Source organism: Spirillospora sp. NPDC048911 (genome assembly GCF_043198015.1).
GTDB lineage: Bacteria > Actinomycetota > Actinomycetes > Streptosporangiales > Streptosporangiaceae > Spirillospora.
Map to the genome: position 1 here is coordinate 1 of NZ_JBICUD010000007.1, position 21,827 is coordinate 21,827.

General features: G+C 70.6%; 20 protein-coding genes, 2 tRNA genes and 1 rRNA gene. 8 read left to right on the forward strand and 15 right to left on the reverse strand.

Translation table 11 applies throughout. The features are described 5' to 3' along the window. Nucleotides 1-293, reverse strand: a 16S ribosomal RNA gene (locus tag ACGFNU_RS29600); the annotation flags it as partial. Nucleotides 294-1,209: 916 nt separating this feature from the next. Here ACGFNU_RS29600 and ACGFNU_RS29605 point away from each other — a divergent pair. Continuing rightward, nucleotides 1,210-2,190, forward strand: a complete 981-nt coding sequence (locus ACGFNU_RS29605; RefSeq protein ID WP_392598833.1) for an ATP-binding cassette domain-containing protein — start codon at nt 1,210-1,212, stop codon at nt 2,188-2,190. Next, nucleotides 2,187-2,984, forward strand: a complete 798-nt coding sequence (locus tag ACGFNU_RS29610) for an ABC transporter permease (RefSeq protein ID WP_392598835.1) — start codon at nt 2,187-2,189, stop codon at nt 2,982-2,984. Before ACGFNU_RS29605 ends, ACGFNU_RS29610 begins: the two co-directional genes overlap by 4 nt. 42 nt (nt 2,985-3,026) lie before the next feature. Here the strand turns inward: ACGFNU_RS29610 and ACGFNU_RS29615 are convergent, their stop codons facing one another. Further along, complete coding sequence (locus tag ACGFNU_RS29615) at nt 3,027-6,362, reverse strand: BTAD domain-containing putative transcriptional regulator (protein WP_392598837.1); 3,336 nt, start codon at nt 6,360-6,362, stop codon at nt 3,027-3,029. A gap of 45 nt (nt 6,363-6,407) precedes the next feature. Between ACGFNU_RS29615 and ACGFNU_RS29620 the strand changes: the two genes are divergently transcribed. The 5 genes from ACGFNU_RS29620 to ACGFNU_RS29640 all read left to right on the forward strand — a co-directional run bounded on the left by ACGFNU_RS29620 (nt 6,408) and on the right by ACGFNU_RS29640 (nt 9,732). Next, nucleotides 6,408-7,220 carry an MBL fold metallo-hydrolase gene (locus ACGFNU_RS29620; protein ID WP_392598839.1) on the forward strand — a complete coding sequence of 271 codons (813 nt, stop codon included), beginning with the start codon at nt 6,408-6,410 and terminating at the stop codon, nt 7,218-7,220. A gap of 45 nt (nt 7,221-7,265) precedes the next feature. Then, nucleotides 7,266-7,523: a Rho termination factor gene (locus ACGFNU_RS29625; RefSeq protein WP_392598841.1), complete on the forward strand. Its 258-nt coding sequence runs from the start codon at nt 7,266-7,268 to the stop codon at nt 7,521-7,523. Nucleotides 7,524-7,673: 150 nt separating this feature from the next. Continuing rightward, nucleotides 7,674-8,168: a DUF1360 domain-containing protein gene (locus ACGFNU_RS29630; RefSeq protein ID WP_392598843.1), complete on the forward strand. Its 495-nt coding sequence runs from the start codon at nt 7,674-7,676 to the stop codon at nt 8,166-8,168. 34 nt (nt 8,169-8,202) lie between these two features. Next, a complete protein-coding gene (locus tag ACGFNU_RS29635) occupies nt 8,203-9,252 on the forward strand; it encodes a Vms1/Ankzf1 family peptidyl-tRNA hydrolase (RefSeq protein WP_392598845.1) in 1,050 nt (349 codons plus the stop codon). 108 nt (nt 9,253-9,360) lie between these two features. Continuing rightward, a complete protein-coding gene (locus tag ACGFNU_RS29640) occupies nt 9,361-9,732 on the forward strand; it encodes a VOC family protein (protein ID WP_392598847.1) in 372 nt (123 codons plus the stop codon). Between the two features lie 38 nt (nt 9,733-9,770). Here the strand turns inward: ACGFNU_RS29640 and ACGFNU_RS29645 are convergent. The 7 genes from ACGFNU_RS29645 to ACGFNU_RS29675 form a co-directional block, all read right to left on the reverse strand. Next, nucleotides 9,771-9,843: transfer RNA gene (locus ACGFNU_RS29645), tRNA-Ala, on the reverse strand. A 62-nt stretch (nt 9,844-9,905) separates the two neighbouring features. After that, complete coding sequence (locus tag ACGFNU_RS29650; RefSeq protein WP_392598849.1) at nt 9,906-10,097, reverse strand: hypothetical protein; 192 nt, start codon at nt 10,095-10,097, stop codon at nt 9,906-9,908. Between the two features lie 477 nt (nt 10,098-10,574). Further along, nucleotides 10,575-10,647 (reverse strand) — tRNA-Ala (locus tag ACGFNU_RS29655). A gap of 102 nt (nt 10,648-10,749) precedes the next feature. Then, nucleotides 10,750-11,409 carry a histidine phosphatase family protein gene (locus tag ACGFNU_RS29660; protein ID WP_392598851.1) on the reverse strand — a complete coding sequence of 220 codons (660 nt, stop codon included), beginning with the start codon at nt 11,407-11,409 and terminating at the stop codon, nt 10,750-10,752. Then, the gene (gene rsfS, locus ACGFNU_RS29665) at nt 11,402-11,815 is read right to left on the reverse strand and encodes a ribosome silencing factor (protein WP_392598853.1); all 414 of its coding nucleotides are present in this window, start codon (nt 11,813-11,815) and stop codon (nt 11,402-11,404) included. Before rsfS ends, ACGFNU_RS29660 begins: the two co-directional genes overlap by 8 nt. A gap of 174 nt (nt 11,816-11,989) precedes the next feature. After that, complete coding sequence (gene nadD, locus ACGFNU_RS29670; protein WP_392598855.1) at nt 11,990-12,592, reverse strand: nicotinate-nucleotide adenylyltransferase; 603 nt, start codon at nt 12,590-12,592, stop codon at nt 11,990-11,992. Between the two features lie 131 nt (nt 12,593-12,723). Further along, a complete protein-coding gene (locus tag ACGFNU_RS29675; RefSeq protein ID WP_392598857.1) occupies nt 12,724-14,016 on the reverse strand; it encodes a phenylacetate--CoA ligase family protein in 1,293 nt (430 codons plus the stop codon). A gap of 208 nt (nt 14,017-14,224) precedes the next feature. Here ACGFNU_RS29675 and ACGFNU_RS29680 point away from each other — a divergent pair, with 208 nt between their 5' ends. Next, nucleotides 14,225-15,274, forward strand: a complete 1,050-nt coding sequence (locus tag ACGFNU_RS29680; protein ID WP_392598859.1) for a M48 family metallopeptidase — start codon at nt 14,225-14,227, stop codon at nt 15,272-15,274. A 106-nt stretch (nt 15,275-15,380) separates the two neighbouring features. Here ACGFNU_RS29680 and ACGFNU_RS29685 read toward each other — a convergent pair whose 3' ends face one another. The 6 genes from ACGFNU_RS29685 to rplU form a co-directional block, all read right to left on the reverse strand. Next, complete coding sequence (locus ACGFNU_RS29685; protein WP_392598860.1) at nt 15,381-17,150, reverse strand: TIGR03767 family metallophosphoesterase; 1,770 nt, start codon at nt 17,148-17,150, stop codon at nt 15,381-15,383. Between the two features lie 94 nt (nt 17,151-17,244). Then, complete coding sequence (locus ACGFNU_RS29690; protein WP_392598862.1) at nt 17,245-18,546, reverse strand: glutamate-5-semialdehyde dehydrogenase; 1,302 nt, start codon at nt 18,544-18,546, stop codon at nt 17,245-17,247. A 21-nt stretch (nt 18,547-18,567) separates the two neighbouring features. Beyond that, nucleotides 18,568-19,692 carry a glutamate 5-kinase gene (gene proB, locus ACGFNU_RS29695; RefSeq protein WP_392598864.1) on the reverse strand — a complete coding sequence of 375 codons (1,125 nt, stop codon included), beginning with the start codon at nt 19,690-19,692 and terminating at the stop codon, nt 18,568-18,570. A gap of 67 nt (nt 19,693-19,759) precedes the next feature. Then, complete coding sequence (gene obgE / locus ACGFNU_RS29700; RefSeq protein ID WP_392598866.1) at nt 19,760-21,154, reverse strand: GTPase ObgE; 1,395 nt, start codon at nt 21,152-21,154, stop codon at nt 19,760-19,762. 84 nt (nt 21,155-21,238) lie between these two features. Further along, the gene (gene rpmA, locus ACGFNU_RS29705; protein ID WP_208253116.1) at nt 21,239-21,496 is read right to left on the reverse strand and encodes a 50S ribosomal protein L27; all 258 of its coding nucleotides are present in this window, start codon (nt 21,494-21,496) and stop codon (nt 21,239-21,241) included. 14 nt (nt 21,497-21,510) lie between these two features. Then, nucleotides 21,511-21,825, reverse strand: coding sequence for a 50S ribosomal protein L21 (gene rplU, locus ACGFNU_RS29710; protein WP_392598869.1), 315 nt, complete (start codon nt 21,823-21,825; stop codon nt 21,511-21,513). Nucleotides 21,826-21,827 lie beyond the last annotated feature (2 nt).

Consider the following 21,827-nt stretch of genomic DNA (forward strand, 5'->3'; position numbering starts at 1 on the left):
CTCAGGCCGGTTACCCGTCGTCGCCTTGGTAGGCCATCACCCCACCAACAAGCTGATAGGCCGCGAGCCCATCCCCAACCGAAAAACTTTCCACCACCACAAGATGCCTTGAATGGTCGTATCCGGTATTAGACCCAGTTTCCCAGGCTTATCCCAGAGTCAGGGGCAGGTTGCTCACGTGTTACTCACCCGTTCGCCGCTCGAGTACCCCCGAAGGGGCCTTTCCGCTCGACTTGCATGTGTTAAGCACGCCGCCAGCGTTCGTCCTGAGCCAGGATCAAACTCTCCATCAAGGTCCAACGACCCACCCAACCCCTAAAGAGCCGAGCGAGCCAAACCTCAGAGTGAATCCCAGCAACGCAATCCAAAGATTGCTTTGCCTCAAAGAAATCCCCGACCATGAACCCAAAGATCCACAGCCACGGGGCGGCCAGACATCAATCTGCCTGACCGATAAAGGCACTGGCTTTTAACACGCTGTTGAGTTCTCAAGAAACGGACACCCACCGCGCCGAACCACCGCATCTGCGGCGCCCAGCTCCGGGGCAACCCTTCTAACTTACCGGAATCTTCGCTCCTGTCAACCGGTCCGCTTGAATCGGTCTGATCGGAACGCAGCCCACCCCGCCGTGCATCATCACGGGCGGCAAGAACCACCCGTCATCGATCTTGAAGGGAGTCCCTCGGGCCGGCCACCTTGCGGCGTCCTGCATCCCGTCTGGGCTGACCACTTCAGAGTACATCGACTCGGAGCAAGCTTCGAACCGTTTTCTCTGAGTGGCTTCCCCGCCGGGGCCGACCGCCTCTCGGCGTTCTGCATCCCCTCGGGGCACTGAGAACACTAGGTAATCCCGAGGCACTCGTCAAATCAGGAGATCTGCCCCGCACCAATGATCAGCAAACTCGCTGGTCAGCAGTCCAGGTGCGATCAGCAGACCGAATCGTCGCACTCGGGCTCATCGCGTCCGCATCGCGCTCGCTCTCCTTCCAACCCGTGTCCCTCACCACATATTCCATCCCGGCTTCATCCCCTTTCTCCCGGCTGAGCCCATGACCACGCGGTCGGTCGCCCTGGAGCGACCACCGCCGTACCCGACAGCCAAGCACCCCAGCGGAATGTCAGCGCGTGTAAGTGGCGCGTCGGTGCGGCGTCAGCGGGGCGGTCGAACGTGAGTCGCGAACGAACGGAGATCCAGTGGGAGGCGGGATATGAACGATGTGATCCAGGCCGAAGGGTTGCGGAAGAGGTTCGGCGACACACAGGCGCTCGACGGCGTCGACCTCGCGGTGCGGCAAGGGACGGTCCTTGGAGTGCTGGGGCCCAACGGGGCGGGCAAGACCACCGCCGTCCGGGTCCTGGCCACGCTGCTCAGGCCCGATGCCGGGCACGCCGAGGTGTGCGGTTACGACGTCCTGAAGGACCCCGTGCGGGTCCGCGCGATGATCGGGCTGACCGGGCAGTACGCGTCGTTGGACGAGGAGCTGACCGGGACCGAGAACCTCATCATGATCGGGCGGTTGCTGGATCTGAGCCGCGGTGCGGCGCGGGCCCGGGCGCGCGAGCTGCTGGAGACGTTCCGGCTCACCGACGCGGGCGGGCGCGCGGTCAAGACGTACTCGGGCGGTATGCGGCGCCGGCTCGATCTGGCGGCGAGCCTGATCAACCGGCCGGCGGTCATCTACCTCGACGAGCCGACGACCGGGCTGGACCCGCGGGCCCGCAACGAGGTGTGGGAGACGGTCCGCGATCTGGTGGCCGACGGCGCCACGGTGCTGCTGACCACCCAGTACCTGGAGGAGGCGGACGCGCTCGCCGACCGGATCGCGGTGTTCGACCACGGCCGGGTGGTGGCGGAGGGCACGCCGTCCGGGCTCAAGTCGCGGATCGGCCTGCAGACGCTGGCGGTGCGGGCGGCGGAGACCTTCCGGACCGCCCAGCTCGCCGAGATCATCGCGGAACTCACCGGAGAACGGCCCGACGTGCATGAGGGGACCGGTCTGGTGACGGCGCCGACGAGCGATCCGGCCGTCGTGTCGGCGCTGGTGCGGCGGCTGGACGAGGCGCAGCTCGTGGCCGCCGAGCTCGCGCTGCGCATGCCGAGTCTGGACGAGGTCTTCCTCACCTTGACCGGCCACACGACCGACACGGCCCCGACGGAGGCCGGCGAGCTCGAAGGGAGCCCGGTATGACGACCATCGCCATGCCGCCTCGGCGGATCAGTCCGAGGCGGACGTTGCGGCACGGGCTGACGCTGGCCTGGCGCAACGTCGCACAGTTGAAGCACTCTCCGGAGAAGCTGCTCGACACCACGCTGATGCCGGTGGTGTTCCTGTTGTTGTTCCTGTACGTCTTCGGCGGGGCGGTGGCGGGTGATACGCATTCGTACCTGCAGACGCTCCTGCCGGGTCTCATCGCGCAGATGACGTTCATGGCCTCGATGGGCTTGGGCACCGCATTGAACGAGGACATGCACAAGGGCGTCTTCGACCGTTTCCGGAGTCTGCCGATCGCCCGTTCGGCACCGTTGATCGGTTCAGTGCTGGGCGAGACGGTCCGGTTCTGCGTGACGATGACGGTGCTGGTCGGCTTCGGCATGATCCTCGGGTTCCGGTTCGGCAGCGACCCGTTGTCGGTCGTGGCGGCGCTGGCGCTGGCGTACGTGTTCTACCTGGCCGTCTGCTGGATCTTCGTGCTGGTCGGGCTACTGGCGCCGACGCCGGGCAGCGTGCAGGGCATCGGGTTCATCCTGGTGATGCCGCTGACGTTCGGCAGCAGCGTCCTGATGCCGAACATCGGGACGATGCCGGGCTGGCTGCAGGCCTGGGTCAAGGTCAATCCGGTGACGCATCTGGCGGAGTCGATGCGCTCGCTGATGATCGGCGGACCCATCGGCGATCACGCTTGGTACACCCTCGGCTGGGCGGCCGGGATCGTCGTCGTGACGTTCCCGCTGGCTCTGCGGCTGTACTCGCGGCGCACCTAGGGCGCCACACCTGGGCGCAGCACACCTGGGCGCGCAGCGTACTCAGGCACGGCGCACTTGGGTCATCAGGGCGAGGACTTCTTCGCGGGGGATGGCACGGCCTCGGTCGTACGCCCCCGCGAAGGCGTCCTGGCCAAGCGCGTTCGTGGCGGCCACCGTGACCCGGCCGGCCTCGATGCTCCAGCGGTCCCGGTAGCCGCGGAGCCCGTGGGCGGCCCCCAGCAGTTCGGCGGCACGTTCGTGGTGGCCTCGGGCCGCCTCCAAGGCGGCCACACCTTCGACCAGTTCGGCGAGCGTCGGGTTGCCGACGAGCACGCTTCCGGCGATGTCGCGGGAAGCGCGGCTGTGCAAGCGCGCTGCCGCTTCCAGATCGCCTTCCTGCTCGGCCAGGCAACCCAGGTGACTGAACGTACGGGCGCACACTGTGCGGACGTCGGCTCGTGCGGAGCGTGGCTCGACCAGTTCGCGGGCCCGTTCCAGGGGCGGGCGGGCAGCCGCCAGATCGCCGTCACGGCGGGCCAGGTCGCTCAAACTGAGATAGCCATTGGCAGCGTCCGCGTATTCGCCGATCCGCTCCATGTCGGCGATGGCACGTTGGAGATCCGCACGTGCGCGGGCGACATCGCCGGTCTCGGCGCGCGCTCGTGCCACGTGGATGAGCACGGTGCCGCCCTGTTCCGGGCTGACCCCTTCGGCGGCGTAACCGTACGCCTCCTCGCCGAGCCGTACCGCCTCCTCGGCGTCACCGCGCGCGAGTGCCACCTGCATCGCCCCGCTCAGCGCGGTGATCATTCCCCACCGGTCGCCGATCTCGCGGAAGCCGGCCAGGCCCGCGCCGATGTCGGCCGCCGCCCGGTCGATGTCGCCGTCGTCCGCCGCGAGGTAGCCGAGAACCACGCGGGCGATCGCACGGATCCACGGATCCGGGTGGTCGCGGACGTCGCGCATCGCGTGCTGGGCGCCCACACGATCACCGACGAAGACCGACCCCGCGCCGCGCGCCAGGATCAGGGCCGGGTGCCGGGGCTCCCCGGGCACGACGGCCAGCACGACGTCCAGGACGTGACGCAGGCGCTCGGGCGTCGGGCCAGGGTCGGACGCCATCTCGTTGATGAGCGACGCCGAGGCCACCGTCATGGCGTACTGCTCCTCCAGGCCGGGCGGCGCGGTGTCGCCGACGATGTCGGTGACCGCGACCGCCCAGCCGCCCGCCTCCATCTCCATGTCGCGCATGACCCAGAACCAGACCAGCGAGGCGACCAGGCGCAGCGCCGTGGTCACGTCACGGGAGTCGATGACGTGGCGGAACGCGGCGTTGCAGTTGTCGCGTTCGGCGGTCAGCCGGTCCATCCAGACCAGCTGCTCGGCGCGGCGCAGCTCCGGCTCGGCACGTTCGGCGAGTTCGAGGAAGTACGCGGCGTGCGCGGAGCGGATCCGGTCGCCCTCCCCCGCCTCCTCCAGGCGTTCGGCCGCGTACACGCGCACGGTCTCCAGCAGCCGGTAGCGCACCTCGGCGGTCCCGTCCGCGATCACGAGCGACTTGTCGATCAGCGCGGCGACCACGTCGATGACGTCGTCGGCGAGGCGCTCCGGCGCGCACACCCGCGCGACGCCGTCCGGCGTCGCTCCCCCGGCGAACACCGACAGCCGGCGCAGGACGGTCCGTTCGGCGTCGTCGAGCAGGTCCCAGCTCCAGTCGACGACGGCGCGGAGCGTGCGGTGCCGCGGCAGCGCCGTGCGGCTGCCGCCGGTGAGCAGCCGGAACCGGTCGCCGAGCCGGTCGGCGATCTGCGTCGGGGTCAGCGAGCGGAGCCTGGCCGCCGCCAGCTCGATGGCGAGCGGGATGCCGTCGAGCTCGCGGCAGATCGCCACGACGTGCGGCGCCGACGCGTCGTCCACCGCGAAGCCGGGGCGGGCGGCGGCGGCGCGGTCGGCGAACAGCCGCACCGACGCGTGCCCCATGGCCTCGACCGCGCCGGCGTCGACGGGCGGCAAAGGGAGGGACGGAACGGGGCACAGCGCCTCGCCGGTGATGCCGAGGGGTTCGCGGCTCGTCGCCAGTACCCGGACGCCCGGAGCGTCGCCGAGCGTGCGGTCGACCAGCGCGGCCACGGCGTCGATCAGGTGCTCGCAGTTGTCCAGGACGAGGATCATCCGCTTGCCGGCGAGGAAGTCCGCCAGCCGGTCGTCGGGCCGTACCGCCGTCCGGCTCTCGGTCGGCCGGACCACGTCGGGCACGCCCAGCGCGGTCAGCACGGCCAGTGCGAGGTCGCCGCCGTCGCTGAGCGAGGCCAGGGGCACGAACCAGACACCGTCCGGCGACTCGGCGACGAGCGGCGCCGCCGCCTCGCTCGCCAGCCGCGTCTTGCCCGCGCCGCCCGGCCCCGTCAGCGTCACCAGCCGGCCGTCCCGCAGCAGCTTGCCGACGCGTTCGGACTCCTCCTCCCGCCCGACGAAGCTGGTGAGCTGGGCGGGCAGGTTGGTCAGCCGAGGCTCCCGGCGCATCGCGGCCGCCGCCCCCGCCGCCGGCTCCGCCCCGGCCTCGCCCGCCGGCTCCGTCTGCGCCCACGCCCGCGTTGAAGCGGACGCGCCGGGCACGTCAGGCACGCGGGACACTTGGGGCGTTTCCGGCACGCGCGGTGCTTGCGGCGCGGCTTCGCCTCGCAGGATGGAGAGGTGCACGGCGGCCAGCTCGGGTGAAGGATCCACGCCGAGGCGGTCCGCGAGTCCCTGCCGGGTCTTCTCGTACACCTCCAGCGCGTCGGCCTGCCGTCCCGCCGCGTACAGCGCGCGCATGAGCAGGGCGCGCAGCCGTTCGCGCAGCGGATGCGCCTCCGCCAGCGCCTCGATCTCCGGGACCAGCGGCGCGGCCGGGCGGCCGAGCAGCAGTTCCGCGTCGGCCCTTTCCTCGATCGCCGACAGGCGCAGCTCGTCCAGCCGGCCCACCTCCGCCGCCGCGAACGGAGCGTCGGCGACGTCGGCGAGCGCGGGGCCGCGCCACAGGTCGAGCGCGTCGCACAGCCGCTCCGCCCGCCGTCCAGGATCGCGTTCCCGGCGCGCCGCGGCCAGCGCCCGCTCGAACGCGACGGCGTCGATCTCTGTGGGCTCGACCGCCAGCCGGTAACCGGCGGGACCGAATTCCACCAGGTCACGGCCCGCCGCCCCGCGCAGCCGCGAGACCAGCGCCTGGAGCGCGCCCGCGCCCCCGGCGGGCGGCGCGCCCTCCCAGAGGTCGTCCAGCAGCCGTTCGGCGGACACCGCCCGGCCCGCCTCGATCGCCAGCCGGATCAGCAGCGCGCGCAGCCGGCGGCCGCTGACCTCGACGGCCCGGCCGGTCTCGGCCCGCACCTCCAGCGGGCCCAGGATGCCTATGCGCACCCGGTCATTGTCCCCGACCCGGGCGCCGGCTGAGATCATCAGGCCATGGACGCCAGGAACCTCACACCGCGCCTCGTCGCCGGCATCGAGATCATCCCGCTACTCGACGCGATCGGGCCCATGGGCGGGACGCTCCGGCGCCCGCCCGGCGAGCTGTTCCCGGGCGGCTCAGCCGAGCGATGGGACCGCGTCAGGGCCGGCGAGCCACTGGCCTTCGGTCCCGAGGACGAGTGGGTCCTGCACTTCTACTGCTATCTGCTGCGCGTTCCGGGCGGGCCGAACATCCTCGTGGACACCGGGCTCGGCCCGCTCGGCTCCCCCGCCGCGACCTGGGCTCCGGTCCCCGGCGATCTGGTGAACGCTCTCGGCACGGCCGGCGTCGCGCCCGCCGAGATCGACAGCGTCGTGATCACCCACCTGCACAGCGACCACGCGAGCGGCGCCGTCGTCGACGGCGAGCCCGTCTTCCCCAACGCCCGCCACGTCCTCCAAGACGACGAGGTCGCCTGGCTGGAACGCACGCGTGAGCCCATCCTCGCCGCGATCCTCGAACCCCTCCGCGCGGCCGATCTGGTCGACACGATCAGCGGCGACGTCCCGCTGGCCCCCGGCGTCCGGCTGATCCGAACCCCCGGCCACACGCCCGGACATCAGTCGATCCTGGTCGGCGACGACGAGCTGCTGGTCACCGGCGACATCCTGCACCATCCGATCCAGCTCGCCGACCCGTCGATCAGCTACCTGTACGACGACGACCCCGCGGCCGCGCTCGCCACCCGTACCGCCCTGCTGGCCAGGATCCGCGAACGCGGCGGCACGCTGGCCACCCCGCACCTCCCCTCCCCCTTCAATGTGTGAGTTCCCTAGAGCGGGTAGGTGGCATGGGGAAGGAGGTAGACGACAATGCCCAAGGGACAGATCAAGGACGAGAAGAAATACCAGAAGCTCCGTGACAAGGGCGAGAGCAAGGAAAAGGCCGCTCGCATCTCCAACGCCCAGGCCGGCCAGGGCAGCAGCAAGGTCGGGCGCAAGGGCGGCAAGAGCCCCTCGTACGACGACTGGTCCAAGGAGGACCTGCTCAAGAAGGCCCGTGAGATCGGCATCAGCGGACGTTCGTCGATGAACAAGTCCCAGCTGGTCAAGGCCCTGCGCGACCACTGAGCCGTGGAGCCGGTCTCCGTGCTGGACCGCGCCGACCCCGACGGCCTGGCCGATTCCTGGGCCGGAGCCCTCGGGTACCGGCGCGGTACGAACGCCCCGAGCTCCCGCGGGCAACGAGTTCTGTCCGATCGTCGATCCAGGGACTGATCCATGACCTCCGTCGTCGACACGGCGCGCAAGCAGAAGGACGAGTACACCGGCGGCGCGGACCGTCCGCTCGGCTCGTACCTGGGCACGCTCGCCGTCTACGGCCTCAGCGCCGCCGGGCTGGCGTTCCTCGCGCGCGGCCGGACGCCCCGCGTCACGCTCAGCGATCTGGCGCTGATGACGATCACGACGCACAAGCTCGCGCGGCTGATCGCCAAGGACCCGGTGACGAGCCCGCTGCGCGCCCCGTTCACCAGGTTCGAGGGGACGTCCGGGCCCGCCGAACTGCGCGAGGAGGTACGCGGCCACGGCGCGCGGCACGCCGTCGGCGAGCTCATGACCTGCCCGTTCTGCCTGTCGCAGTGGGTCGCCACGGCCTACACGGCCGGCATGGTCTTCGCGCCCGACGCCACCCGCCTGGTGGGAACGACCATGACGGCGGTCGCGGGTTCCGACTGGCTGCAGCTCGCATACGCACGGCTACAAAGGGAGGTTTGAGGCAATCGGGGCGGGTAGGGCCAGATTTATGGATTTGTCCTTCCTCAAATCGCTCTACAACCGACCGGGACCGTTCGCATCGGTGTACGCCGACCTGACCCGGACGACCGAGGAAGCGCCCAAGGCGCCCGAGCTGCGGTGGCGGGCGCTCCGTGAGGCGCTGCATACCGAGGGGGCTCCCGAGGGGACGCTGCGCGCGATCGACGAGACCATCCGGCGGGAACTGGCCGAAAAACGGTCCGAGGGCCTGATCGTCTTCGCCGCCGGCGGCGAGATCGCGCACATCACCCGCCTGCCCGACCCGCCCGCCGCCGAACTGGCCCGCGTCTCGCCCCTGCCGCACGTCCTCCCGCTCCTGGCCGAACGCGGCGAACGCTTCTCGTACCTCCTGGTCAGCGTGGACCGCCGGGGCGGCGAGATCACCTGCGTCGCACCCGACGGAACCCGCACCACCACCCACGTCGAGGGTGACGAGGACTACCCGATCCGCAAGGTCAAGGCCGGCGACTGGAACCAGTCCCGGTTCCAGCGCGCCGCCGAGAACACCTGGAAGGCCAACGCCAAGAAGGTCGGCCGGGAAGTGGATGTGTCCGCCAAGCAATGCGGGGCCGAGCTGATCCTCCTCTCCGGCGAACCACAAGCCCGCAGCACGCTGATGGAGGAGATCTCGGACCCGCTCCTGGAGCGCACGGTCGAGGCCAAGGACGTCGACGAGCTCCTGGAGCTGAAAGAGACCGAACGCCTCATGGCCATCGCCGAACGCTATGAACGGGAGTTCGCCCACGGTGAGCGCGCGGTCAAGGGCCTGAGCGCCACCGTGGAGGCCGCGAGACGCGGCCAGATCGAGACCCTGCTCCTCCCCGACGACTCGCCGGCCCGCGTCTGGGTCGGCCCGAATCCCACCGAGATCTCCGCCGAGCTGGGCGAACTGCACCGCATGGGCGTCTCCGACCCGGTCGAGGAACGCGCCGACACCGCCCTCATCAGAGCGGTCGCCGCCACGGACGGGGACCTGGCCCTCCTCCACCAACCCAGGATCGGCGCCATCCTCCGCTACTCGGACAACGCCACCCGCCACCAATAGAGGACGTCTTGCGAGCCGCCCGGGCGGACCCGCTCCCCGGGCGGCTCGGAGAAATCACCCTGGCGTCGCCGTCGCGGCCGTAGTGGACTTGGCGTTGAGGAGGCAGCCATGTCCATCGACCTCAACCACACGATCGTCCACGCCCGCGACAAGCACGCCGAGGCCGAGTTCTTCGCGCGGATCCTGGGCCTGAAGGTCGGCGCCCCCTGGGGCCCGTTCGTCCCGGTCGAAGCCGACAACGGCGTCACGTTCGACTTCATGGACTCGACCGAGATCCAGGGCCAGCACTACGCCTTCCTGGTCACCGACGAGGAGTTCGACCAGATCTTCGCCCGCGTCCAAGCGGCCGGCATCACGTACTGGGCCGACCCGGACCACAACAAACAAGGCGAGATCAACCGCAACTACGGCGGCCGCGGCGTCTACTTCGACAGCCCCAACGGCCACAGCCTGGAGGCCCTCACCTCGCCGTACGCCTAGAAAGCACGAGAGCCGCTCCGAAGAGCGGCTCTCACCTGTGGAGCTATGGGGATTCGAACCCCAGACCTCCTCCATGCCATGGAGGCGCGCTACCAACTGCGCCATAGCCCCGCACGGCCTTCCGGCCGACCAGGAAAAGCTTAGTGCACACCGACCCCTGGTCGGTACGCGCGCTATCGCCAGCCGAGCTGTTCGCCCACCTCGTCCGGCGCGTATCCCTGCTGGCCGCCCTCGCCGATCCACACCATCCCGTCGGCCTCCGCGACCGTCCCGACCGTGTGCTCCTGCGGCATCCGGGGCTGGATGGCCAGCCGAACCTCCAGGTGAGGCTCGTATCGGCTCAGCTCATCGATGAGGTCCGCCACCGTGACCTCCCGCCGCGCCCCCCTGCGATGTCTGCCCATACCGCCATGAAACCATCCACCCACCGATGACCAGGCCATTTGATCTTTAAAGAACCAAACCCCCACCCACAAGAGCAGTATCAAAAGCCCCAAAGGGCCCCGATCCCCCCAAAGAGGGAGCAAGAACCAGCGCCCTCAGGGGCAACCCCGTCAAGAGGGACCCACGGACTGAACCGTCAGGGGCAAGGGGCGAAGCCCACATCGGGGGTCTGGGGTCGCCCCCCAGATGAACATGGCGAGAGAGTAACGGCCTGCGCCTTCCGCAGGCACACCTCTCCCAACTCCGAATAGAGGTGCTGAGGTGGTACTCCAAGCCCCGCCCGAACGGCGCAGTGCGCGCTGGCGCGCGAGCACCTCGGGGGTCCGGGGGTCGCCCCCGGGTAAACACTGCGGGCCACCGGGAAGGCGCAGCTGCGCCGACCACGATGGCCCGACTCGTGGAGCTATGGGGATTCGAACCCCAGACCTCCTCCATGCCATGGAGGCGCGCTACCAACTGCGCCATAGCCCCGCAGCTGCGTGGACGTGCATCCCGCAGCGCTTCGCCAGTGTATAGGAAGGCGGGGGTGGGACTCGAATCGATTCCCTGGCCCCCGCAGGCGACTCTGGGCGATTAGGTGCCGCTGTCGGGGCGGTCGTCGGACATGACGGGCTCCGGCAGGGTGCCCGCGTTGTGTTCGACGAGCCGCCAGCCTCCGTCGCGCATTTCGGCGAGGACGGACCAGCAGCAGTTGGAGAGGCCGCCGAGGCGTTCCCAGATCTCTTCGGGGAAGCCGAGGAGGTGCGACATGCCGAGGCGGAGCGCGGCGCCGTGGGAGGCGACGACGAGGAGGCCGGTGGGCGGAAGCTCGTCGAGGGCGCGGTCGAGGGCCGTGCCGACGCGTTCGGCGACCTGGGCGCTGGTCTCGCCGCCGGGCGGCTGCCAGCGGGCGTGCTCCTCGGGGAAGCGCTCCCGGATCTCGCGGGCGGTGAGGCCTTCCCATTGGCCGCCGTCGCGTTCGATGAGGTCCTTGTCGAAGGTGACCGGCAGGCCGGTCACGTCGGCGAGGGCCTGACCGGTGTCGGCGGCGCGCTGGAGCGGCGAGGCCAGGATCGCGGTGGGGCGGAGGGCGGCGAGGAGGCGGGCCGCGCGATGGGCCTGCTCGACGCCGGTCTCGTCCAGCGGGATGTCGGTCTTGCCCTGGAACCGGCGTTCGACGTTCCAGGCGGTCTGGCCGTGCCGCCAGAGGACCAGCCTGCGCTTGCCGGGTTCGCGCCGGGGCACGTCACTCACTCGCGCTCCCGACCTTGCGGACGCGCTGCTCGGAGTGGGCGTTGACGCTCTCCGGAAGCTCGAGGAGGGGGCAGTCCTTCCACAGCCGTTCGAGGGCGTAGAAGAGGCGGTCCTCCTCGTGCTGGACGTGCACGATGACGTCGGCGTAGTCGAGGAGGATCCAGCGGCCCTCGCGCTCGCCCTCGCGGCGGATGGGCTTGGCGTCGGCCTCCTCGCGGAGGCGCTTCTCGATCTCGTCGACGATCGCGCGGACCTGGCGGTCGTTGGACGCCGAGCAGAGCACGAACGCGTCGGTGATGACGAGCTGCTCGCTCACGTCGTAGGCAAGAATGTCGTCGGCCAGCTTGTCGCCCGCCGCCTCGGCGGCGATCCGGACCAGCTGTGCGGCCCTGTCGGATGCGGTCACGATGTGTTCGCGATCCTCCCTGTCGGGGACGGTCCCGGTTCTACCTTCTCACGGCTCCCGGAGGGGGCCCTGCTTTGTCGGCACTTGAGCGTTGCGGTCCGGGTTCGGCCGTAACTGCGCCAATATCCAGGGTATGGGCGGAAGGTAAAGCCTGGTAATCGTTTTGGGCGCCGTTCAGGCGGCGCTGTCGTGGTAGAGACCGCGTTTGTTGATGTACTGCACGATGCCGTCCGGGACCAGGTACCAGATGGGCTCGCCGGCGCCGACGCGGTCGCGGCACTCGGTGGACGAGATCGACAGCGCGGGCACCTCCATGAGGCTGACCCGGCCGTTCGGCAGCCCGGGGTCGGCGAGCCGGTGGCCGGGCCGGGTGACCCCGACGAAGTGCGACAGCTCGAAGAGCTCGTCGGTGTCGTGCCAGGTCAGCATCTTCGCGAGCGCGTCGGCGCCGGTGATGAAGAAGAGCTCGGTGCCGGGCCCGTGCAGGGCCCGCATGTCGCGCAGGGTGTCGACGGTGTAGGTGCGGCCGCCCCGGTCGATGTCGATGCGGCTGACGGAGAACCGGGGGTTGGACGCGGTGGCGATCACCGCCATCAGGTAGCGGTCCTCGGCGGCCGCGATCTTCTGGTCCCCCTTGTGGGAGGAGATCCCGGTGGGGACGAAGACGACCTCGTCCAGCGAGAAGACGTGGGCGACCTCGCTGGCGGCCACAAGGTGGCCGTGGTGGATCGGGTCGAACGTGCCGCCCATGATCCCCAACCGCCGCTTTTGCGTCATGCCGACGAGAATAACCAGCACTCCGTGCCCCGCCGCGGGGTGCCCCGCCCGTTGTGTCCGAGGTCACCACCTCAGCGGCGCCGCGCAGCTTCACGAAGCCACCGACGCCGCCCAGCCAGGACAGCCGGCCGTCAGGTGAGGCCGGGGAGCGGGGGTTCTCCTTGTTCCCACGTGACGACGCGCACGGCCTTGCCGATCTCCACCCTCGGGACGGTGCCGGCGGGCAGGACCTTCACGTCGGCGTGCAGGCCCAGGTCGGCCCGGAGGGCGACGACCAGCCGGGCCTCGGGGTCGCCGGCGCCGAGGGCCTCGCAGGCGACGATCAGCCGTACGGCCGCCTCCCGCCGCCGGTCGACGACGAGCTGGTAGTGCGGCGCGACGAGGCCGGAGCCGAGGAGCACCCGCTCGACCTCGCTGGGATAGACGTTGACCCCCCTGATCACGAGCATGTCGTCGGCCCGGCCACGGATCTTGCTCATCCGGACGAGGGTCCGGCCGCAGGGGCACTCGCCGCGCGTCAGGGACGCGATGTCGCCGGTCCGGTAGCGCAGCAGCGGCAGGGCCTGCTTGGTCGGGGTCGTGAAGACCAGCTCGCCCGGATCTCCTTCGGCCGTGGGAGCGCCGGTCGCGGGATCGATCGTCTCGACGATGAAGTGGTCCTCGTTGACGTGCAGCCCGTTCTGCTCCAGGCACTCGGTCGCCACGCCCGGCCCGATGATCTCCGAGAGGCCGTAGATGTCGATCGCCTTGATCGGGAGCGCCTTCTCGATGTGGACGCGCAGCTCCTCCGACCACGGCTCGGCCCCGAAGATCCCGGCCTTGAGGGAGGAGATGTCCGCCCCCGCCTCGGCCGCCGCCTCGCCCAGCCGAAGGGCGTACGCGGGAGTGCAGGTCAGGATGTCGGGACGCAGGTCGGCGAGCATCCGCACCTGCCGTTCGGTCATCCCGCCCGACATGGGCACCACGGTCGCGCCGAGGGCCACCGCGCCCTGGTGGATGCCGATCCCGCCCGTGAAGAGCCCGTACCCGTAGGCATTGTGGACGATGCTGTCGGCGCTCGCGCCCGCGCACGAGAGCGACCGGGCGCACATCGCCGCCCACAGGTCGAGATCTGCCCGGGTGTAAGCGACGAGCGTGGGCCTGCCCCGCGTGCCGCTGGATCCGTGGACGGCCACGACCTGCTCCTGCGGGACGGCGAGCATGCCGAAGGGATAGTTGTCCCAGAGGTCCTGCTTGACCGTGAAGGGCAGCCTGTGCAGATCGGCGAGATGGACGTCCGCGCCGCCGGTGACTCCCGCGTCCTTGAGGCGGTTCCCCTGCACCCCGCCCGCCGCGATCAGCCGGTCGACCAGACCCCAGAGCCGGTGGCGCTGCAACGCCGCCCGCTCGTCCAGCGACATGGCCTCGGCCTTCGGATCGAACATCGCCCCTCCTCGCGCCCCGGCGCGCCCCATCGCGCCCCGCTTCGCCGGGGCCCGCCCCGGTTGCCCGAAGTAGAGCGTGTGTCACGCTACGGCGCAAGCCCCCGCCCGAACGGGACTCGCACGGGCGAACGCGCGGGCCGGAGCCGGTCGGCGCGGCCACCGTGGGAACCCTGGGGACAGGTGGTTCGTCGGACTTACCATGCCGGACATGACGACGAACACACCGGATCGAGCACGCACGCGCTTCCCGGGGATCAGCTCCCGGGCCTACGAACACCCGGCGGACCGCTCGGCGCTGGTGGCGCTCCGGTCGCTGACGGGGTTCGACACAGTCCTCCGCAAGATGTCCGGCCTCTTCAACGAGCGGGCGTTCCGTCTGATGTTCCTGGGCGGCACCGTGCGGGTCGGCGACAACCAGTTCCGCCAGCTGAACGACATGGTCCGGGACGCCTGCTACATCCTCGACCTGCCCGAGGTCCCCGAGGTGTACGTACGGCAGAGCCCGGAGCCGAACGCGATGGCCCTCGGCTCCGACCGCCCGTTCATCGTCATCAACACGGGCCTGATCGACCTGCTCGACGACGAGGAACTGCGGTTCGTCATCGCGCACGAGGTCGGCCACATCCTGTCGGGGCACGCCGTCTACCAGACGATGATGCAGATCCTGATCTCGCTCGGGAGCCGGCTGGCCTGGCTGCCGCTCGGCAACCTGGGCATCGCGGCGATCATCATCGGGCTGAAGGAGTGGTTCCGGAAGGCCGAGCTGTCGTCCGACCGGGCCGGGCTGCTCGCCGGGCAGGACCTCGACGCCGCCAAGCGCACGATGATGAAGCTGGCCGGTGGCACGCGCCTGCAGGAGATGAGCAGCGAGGCGTTCCTGGAGCAGGCGCGCGAGTACGACGCGGCGGGCGACGTGCGCGACGGGCTGCTGAAGTTCCTCAACCTGCTGCCGCAGACGCACCCGTACGCGGTGATACGGTTCGCCGAGATCGACAAGTGGGCGCACGGCGGCGAGTACGAGCGCATCCTGGCGGGCGACTACCCGCGCCGCGACGACGACGGCAGCGCCTCGGTCACCGACGAGATCCGCAACGCCGCCAAGTCCTACCGCGAGTCGTGGGAGCAGACGGCCGACCCGTTCATCGGCAAGGTCCGCGACGTGGCCGACGCCGCCGCCTCGGCGGCCGGTGGCCTCTTCGACCGTGTCTCCTCCAACCGCGGCCGCCGCGACAACGGCCCCACCGACAGCTCCAACTGAGCCGCCGGCAGGTCCGGGGATCCGCTGAGGATCACCGGCAGGTCTGAGGGATCAAGCGTGCAGCCCCACGCTTGATCCCTTCGTCATGCGCCCGCCGCGCGGCGGGTCAGAACGGGGCGGGCAGCAGGAGTTCGACGTTGCGGTCCTTGCGTTCGCCGCGCCGCTCCTCCGGCTCGTCCTGCCAGTCGTTCCCCGCCAGCTCGCGCGACAGCGACGCCAGGCGCACCGGGTCGCCGGTCTTGCCGCCGAACGACTCGGGGCCCGCGGAGTCGAGCACCGTCGCGAAGATCGACAGCGTGCCGTCGCGGTTGTCGGCCAGCTCCACGATGCGGCTCTGCTGCGGGAAGTCGACGTGCGCCGCCGTGTTGACCTCCCAGAACCCGCCACCGCCGGACGTGCGGGCGTGCGGGATGACCTCGTTGCGGTGCGTGTGCCCGTTCACCCACAGCACGACGTTGGGGTAACGCAGGAGCAGCGCCGTCACCTCGTCGCCGAGCACCCGGCCGCCGCCGAGCGGGTTGGCCATCGAGCCCGTCGTGTGGTGGCTGAAGAGCACGAACAGGCGGTCCTTGACGGCCGGCCGCCGCACGACGTTGCCCTTGGCGTCGAAGTAGCGGCTGCTGCCGGCCTGGAGCTGGGCCTCCAGCCAGGCGAACTGGCTGCGGTCGAGCGAGCCCTCCGCGTAGCCGTTCGGGTTGACCGTGTCGAGCACCAGCCCGCGCACCAGACCCTTGTCGAACGCGTAGTAGGCCGTGCCGTCGCGCAGGTTGGCCTGGGTGAAGCCGTGTCCGCGTAGCGACGCGCTCGTCTTGAAGTGTTCCCGGACGACCTCCGCGCGCGACACCATGCGGCGCTTGGGATCGGGCGTGACCTGGCGGAAGAGCCCGGCGCCGCCGCTGCCGCGCTGCGTGCTGAGCCGCACGAGCTCGCGGCCGTCGCCGGTACGGAGCATCCGCGCGAGCTGCTCAGCCTGGGCGTCGCTCGCCGGGGCGCCGATCTTGATGCCGCCGGTGGCGAGCCCGGACAGGAGCGGGCTGGGCGGCAGATTGCCCTGCATGAGCCCGTCATGGTTGCCGAACACCGCCAGCCACGGCGAGTTGAGCCCGGTCGCCTGGAACGGGCGGCGCGCCGCGTCCAGCAGACCCTTCACGCGCGGGAAGCCGTACTGGGCCAGGGCCTGGTCGGGCTTGGCGCCGGGCGGCGGCCCGTCCGGGTGCCAGTAGCGGGTGTCGTAGGCGATCCAGTCCTGCACGCCCTCGAAGCGCCGGAGATCGCCGGAGTCGGGGTGGATCCGGCCGCCGTCGAGCAGGTCGATGATCCAGCGCAGCTCGTTGTACTGCACGTTGTCGGCGGCGTCGCCGGTGTTGATGGTGAACGCGAGGCCGAGCCCGGTCGCCGGGCCCCGCCCGACGCGGTTGATCGCGCGGACCATCGCCTCGGCGACGTGCGTGGTCAGGATCTCCTGCGGCCGCCAGGCGCCCTCGACGGGAAGCACGCTCAGCGCGTCCTTGAACCGGTCGAGGAACTCGAGCCGCGCCGGGGACTGCGCGTCGATGATGTGAACGTCGGTCAGGTGCCCGAACGCCACGATGCCGCGGCGCGTGGCCGCCCGCGCGGGAGCGGCCGTCCCGCCGAGATCACGGCGGAGCAGGTGCGGCTCACCGGGTCCGGCGACGACCTTGCGGTAGCCGCCGGTACCGGCACGGCCGAGGAGGAGGGTGCGTTCGAGCGTGGTGCCCGCGATCGGGCCGCGCAGCCGGGGGGCGGCGGCCGCGGTGGCAGGGCGGGCCGGGAAAGCGGTCAATCCTGCGGAGGCGATCCCCGCGCCGAGGGCGGCGTTCCTGAGAACGCGGCGGCGGCTGATCTCAGCTGTCACAGCCGAGATCAGACCACACCCGTCAGGTGACATCAATAGACAATTTGTCACATGATGAGTACCGCCAGGTCGTCGCCGTCAGACGCCGCCCTGGTCAGACGCCTCGCAGGTGGCCTTCGCCGACGACCACGTACTTGGTGGACGTCAGCTCCGGAAGCCCCATCGGCCCACGGGCGTGCAGCTTCTGGGTGGAGATGCCGATCTCTGCGCCGAAGCCGAACTCCTCGCCGTCGGTGAAGCGCGTCGACGCGTTCACCATGACCGCGGCCGAGTCGACCAGGGCAACGAAGCGCTTGGCGGCCGGCTGGGACGTGGTGACGATCGCCTCGGTGTGCCCGGAGCCGTACGTGCGGATGTGCGTGACGGCGTCTTCGAGACTGTCGACCACGCGGGCGGCGATGTCGAGCGAGAGGTATTCGGCGTACCAGTCGTCCTCGGTGGCGGCCACGACGTCCTCACCGTACGAGCGGACGCGGTCGTCGCCGTGGACGGTGACGCCCTTCGCGCGGAGGGCCTCCAGAGCGCGCGGGACGAAGGCTTCGGCGATGCCGGCGTGCACGAGGAACGTCTCGGCGGCGTTGCAGACCGAGGGCCGCTGCGTCTTGGAGTTGACGAGGATGTCGACCGCGAGCTCGACGTCGGCGGCGGCGTCGACGTACACCGCGCAGTTGCCGACCCCGGTCTCGATCACCGGCACGGTCGACTCCTCGACCACCGAGTTGATCAGCGAGGCGCCGCCGCGCGGGATGAGCACGTCCACCAGGCCGCGGGCGCGCATGAGGTGCTTGACCGACTCGCGGCTGGTGCCCGGCACGAGCTGGATCGCGTCGGCGGGGACGCCGGTGGACCGGAGCGTGTCCTGCATGATGCCGACGAGGGCGGTGTTGGAGTCGAACGCGGACGACGAACCGCGCAGCATCGCCACGTTGCCGCTCTTGAGGCACAGCGCGGCGGCGTCGACCGTCACGTTGGGGCGGCCCTCGTAGATGATGCCGACGACGCCGAGGGGCACCCGGATCTGCCGGAGTTCGAGGCCGTTGGGCAGGACGTTGCCCCGCACGGTCTCGCCGACCGGGTCGGGCAGCGCCGCGACCTGGCGGACGGCCGCGGCGATCGCGCCGATCCGGTCCACCGACAGGCTCAGCCGGTCGATCATGTACTCGGACGTGCCGGCCTCGCGGGCCCGCGCGACGTCACCCTCGTTCGCCTTGACGATCTCGTCCGCGCGGGCGATCAGCGCGTCGGCGATCGCGTGCAGGGCGGCGTCCTTGGTGGCACGCGGCAGCGGCGCCAGCCCGGCCGCGGCCTCCTTGGCCTTGCCGGCCACGCGCAGGAAGGCCTCGCGCTCCTCGCGCTCGCCGTCGTCGTTCACCGCTCGAGCTTCCGACTCACTCATCACCGGCTCCCATCCAGGCCGTCAGGCACGTGCCTCTTCGTCGGTCGTCAGGACCACGAGGTCATCGCGGTGGATGATCTCGCGCTCGTACTCGGGGCCCAGCTCGCGGGCCAGCCAGCGGGTGGAGCGGCCCATCAGGTCCGGGATCTCCCCCGCGTCGTAGTTCACCAGGCCGCGCGCGACCACGCGGCCGTCCGTCCCGCAGAGGTCGACGGGGTCGCCGGCGGCGAAGTCGCCCTCCACACCGGTGACGCCGGCGGGAAGGAGGGACTTGCGGCGCTGCACGACGGCCTCCACCGCGCCCGGGTCGAGCACGATGCGTCCCTGGCCGGTGGTGGCGTGGGCCAGCCACAGGTGCCGGGTCGACCGGCGCCGCGCGTCCGGGTGGAAGTAGGTGCCCACCGGTTCGCCGGCGATCGCGGCGGAGGCGGACGCGGCGTTCGTCAGCACGACCGGAATGCCCGCGATGCGAGCCGCCTCGACCTTGGTGACCATGCCGCCGGTGCCGACACGGCCGGAGCCGCCCAGCTTGATGCCGCCCAGGTCGGCGGGCGTGCGGACCTCCTCGATGCGGCGCGCGCCCGGCTGCCGCGGGTCGCCGGTGTAGAGCGCGTCGACGTCCGACAGCAGGATCAGCGCGTCGGCCCGGGTGAGGTGCGCGACGAGGGCGGCCAGCCGGTCGTTGTCGCCGAACCGGATCTCGTCGGTCGCGACCGCGTCGTTCTCGTTCACGATCGGCAGGACGCCCAGGTTGAGCAACTGTGCCATGCAGCGCTGCGCGTTGCGGTGGTGAACGCGGCGGATCATGTCGTCGGCGGTGAGCAGCACCTGCGCGACGCCCACCCCGTACCGCGCGAACGACGACGTGTAGCGCGCCACCAGCAGGCCCTGCCCGACGCTCGCCGCCGCCTGCTGCGTCGCCAGGTCGGGCGGCCGCCGGGTCAGCCCGAGCGGGCCGAGCCCGGCGGCGATCGCGCCGGACGAGACGAAGACGATCTCGGTGCCGGCGGCGCGGCGCGCGGCCAGCACGTCCACCAGCGCGTCGATGCGGTCGGCGTCGATCGTGCCCTGCGCGGTGGTGAGCGACGAGGAACCCGCCTTCACCACGATGCGCCGGGCGGTGGCGATCGACTTTCGCGCGTTCATGCTCTCCCTCGGGGGGTGAGGCGGCACCGGGACCCGGTGCTCACCGGTCTGCCTGCGGCTTGGCCGTCTAGCGGAGCCCGTCCAGCCGCCGGTCGGTGCCGCGCGGACCGGGCGCGGCGTCGCCCGCGGCGATCTCGGGCTCCCAGTCGAAGACGATCGACTCTTCATGGGTGCCGATGAGGACGGTGGCGCCCGGCTCCGCGCCCGCCTCCGCGAGCGCCGCCTCGACACCGAGCCTGGCCAGCCGGTCGGCGAGGTAACCCACGGCCTCCTCGTTGGTGAAGTCGGTCTGCCGCAGCCAGCGGACCGGCTTCGCGCCGGTGATCAGGTAGGTGTTGTCGCCGGTGCTCTTGATCTCGAAGTCCGCGCCGCCGAGTTCCTTGGGCCGGATGACCAGCCGCGTCGGCTCGGGCGTGGGCAGCGAGGCCCGGTAGTCCTGAACCATCTCGGCCATGGCGAACGAGAGCTCGCGCAGGCCCTCGTGGGCGGCGGCCGAGACCTCGAAGACCCGCAGGCCGCGCTTCTCGAACTCGGGCCGCACCATCTCGGCGAGCTCCCGCGCGTCCGGCACGTCGATCTTGTTGAGGACCACGATGCGCGGCCGATCCGACAGCGGCCGGTCGCCCAGCACCTGGTCGTAGGCCTGGAGCTCCTGCTCGATGACCTCGAAGTCGCTGATCGGGTCACGGCCCGGCTCCAGCGTCGCGCAGTCGAGGACGTGGGCGAGCGTGGACGATCGCTCGATGTGCCGCAGGAACTCCAGCCCGAGGCCCTTGCCCTCGCTGGCACCCTCGATCAGCCCAGGCACATCGGCGACCGTGAAGGTCGTCTCACCCGCGCTGACCACACCCAAGTTAGGGATCAAGGTCGTGAACGGATAGTCGGCGATCTTGGGCTTGGCCGCCGACAGGGCCGCGATGAGCGACGACTTGCCCGCGCTCGGAAAGCCCACCAGCGCCACGTCCGCGACGCTCTTGAGCTCCAGCACGACATCGGTCTCGTCACCGGGCTCGCCCAGCAGCGCGAACCCGGGGGCCTTGCGCTTGGCCGAAGCCAGCGCCGCATTGCCCAGCCCGCCCGCGCCGCCCTTGGCGATCACGAATCGGGTGCCCTCGCCGACCAGGTCGGCCAGGATCTCCCCGTCGGGGCCCTTCACCACGGTCCCGTCGGGCACCGGCAGGACGACGTCGTCGCCGTTGGCCCCCGTCCGGTGACCGCCCTGCCCGGGCCTGCCGTTCGCCGCCTTGCGGTGCGGACGCCGGTGATACTCCAGCAGGCTCGCGGCATTGGAATCCACGACCAGTGTCACATCGCCGCCGCGTCCCCCGTTGGCCCCGTCTGGCCCGCCCAGCGGCTTGAACTTCTCCCGGTGGACCGACGCGCAGCCATTGCCCCCGTTGCCCGCGGCGACATGCAGCACCACCCGGTCCACGAACTGGGCGCCCTGTGCTCCTGCTGCCACGGTTTCCTCCAAATAGCCTCAACCAAAAAACAAAGGGGCGGACCAGACCGGTCCGCCCCTCTGCAAACGTCTCTCTCAGGCGGATTACTCCGCCGGCGGGACGATGCTCACCGCGTTGCGGCCACGGTAGCGGCCGAACTCGACCTTGCCCGCGACCAGCGCGAACAGCGTGTCGTCGCCACCGCGGCCCACGTTGAGACCGGGGTGGAAGTGCGTGCCCCGCTGGCGAACGATGATCTCGCCGGCGTTGACGGCCTGGCCGCCGAACCGCTTGACACCAAGGCGCTGGGCATTGGAGTCGCGACCGTTACGGCTGGACGATGCACCCTTCTTGTGTGCCATCTCCTACGCCTCCTTTACTTCGCAGCCTTGATACCGGTGATCTTGACCTCGGTGTACGGCTGACGGTGACCCATCCGCCGCTTGTACCCGGTCTTGTTCCGGTAGTGCATGATGTTGATCTTCGGGCCCTTGACCGCGCCGAGGATCTCGGCGGTCACCTCGACCTTGGCCAGGTCGGCGGGCTTGGTCACGACGTTGTCGCCGTCGACGTAGAGCAAAGCCTGGAGCTTGACCGTGGAACCGACGTCACCGGTCAGCTTGTCGACGGTGAGCACGTCGTCGACGGCCACCTTTTCCTGCCTGCCGCCTGCGCGGACAATCGCGTACACCG

Bases quoted from the DNA above. Each gene is read 5' to 3' on its own strand.
- ACGFNU_RS29630 (WP_392598843.1), top strand. From the start codon at position 7,674: ATGACCTCCGTCGTCGACACGGCGCGCAAGCAGAAGGACGAGTACACC.
- ACGFNU_RS29690 (WP_392598862.1), bottom strand. From the start codon at position 18,546: ATGAGTGAGTCGGAAGCTCGAGCGGTGAACGACGACGGCGAGCGCGAG.
- ACGFNU_RS29680 (WP_392598859.1), top strand. From the start codon at position 14,225: ATGACGACGAACACACCGGATCGAGCACGCACGCGCTTCCCGGGGATC.
- nadD (WP_392598855.1), bottom strand. From the start codon at position 12,592: ATGACGCAAAAGCGGCGGTTGGGGATCATGGGCGGCACGTTCGACCCG.
- proB (WP_392598864.1), bottom strand. From the start codon at position 19,692: ATGAACGCGCGAAAGTCGATCGCCACCGCCCGGCGCATCGTGGTGAAG.
- rpmA (WP_208253116.1), bottom strand. From the start codon at position 21,496: ATGGCACACAAGAAGGGTGCATCGTCCAGCCGTAACGGTCGCGACTCC.
- ACGFNU_RS29605 (WP_392598833.1), top strand. From the start codon at position 1,210: ATGAACGATGTGATCCAGGCCGAAGGGTTGCGGAAGAGGTTCGGCGAC.
- ACGFNU_RS29675 (WP_392598857.1), bottom strand. From the start codon at position 14,016: ATGTTCGATCCGAAGGCCGAGGCCATGTCGCTGGACGAGCGGGCGGCG.
- ACGFNU_RS29640 (WP_392598847.1), top strand. From the start codon at position 9,361: ATGTCCATCGACCTCAACCACACGATCGTCCACGCCCGCGACAAGCAC.
- ACGFNU_RS29610 (WP_392598835.1), top strand. From the start codon at position 2,187: ATGACGACCATCGCCATGCCGCCTCGGCGGATCAGTCCGAGGCGGACG.
- ACGFNU_RS29625 (WP_392598841.1), top strand. From the start codon at position 7,266: ATGCCCAAGGGACAGATCAAGGACGAGAAGAAATACCAGAAGCTCCGT.
- ACGFNU_RS29620 (WP_392598839.1), top strand. From the start codon at position 6,408: ATGGACGCCAGGAACCTCACACCGCGCCTCGTCGCCGGCATCGAGATC.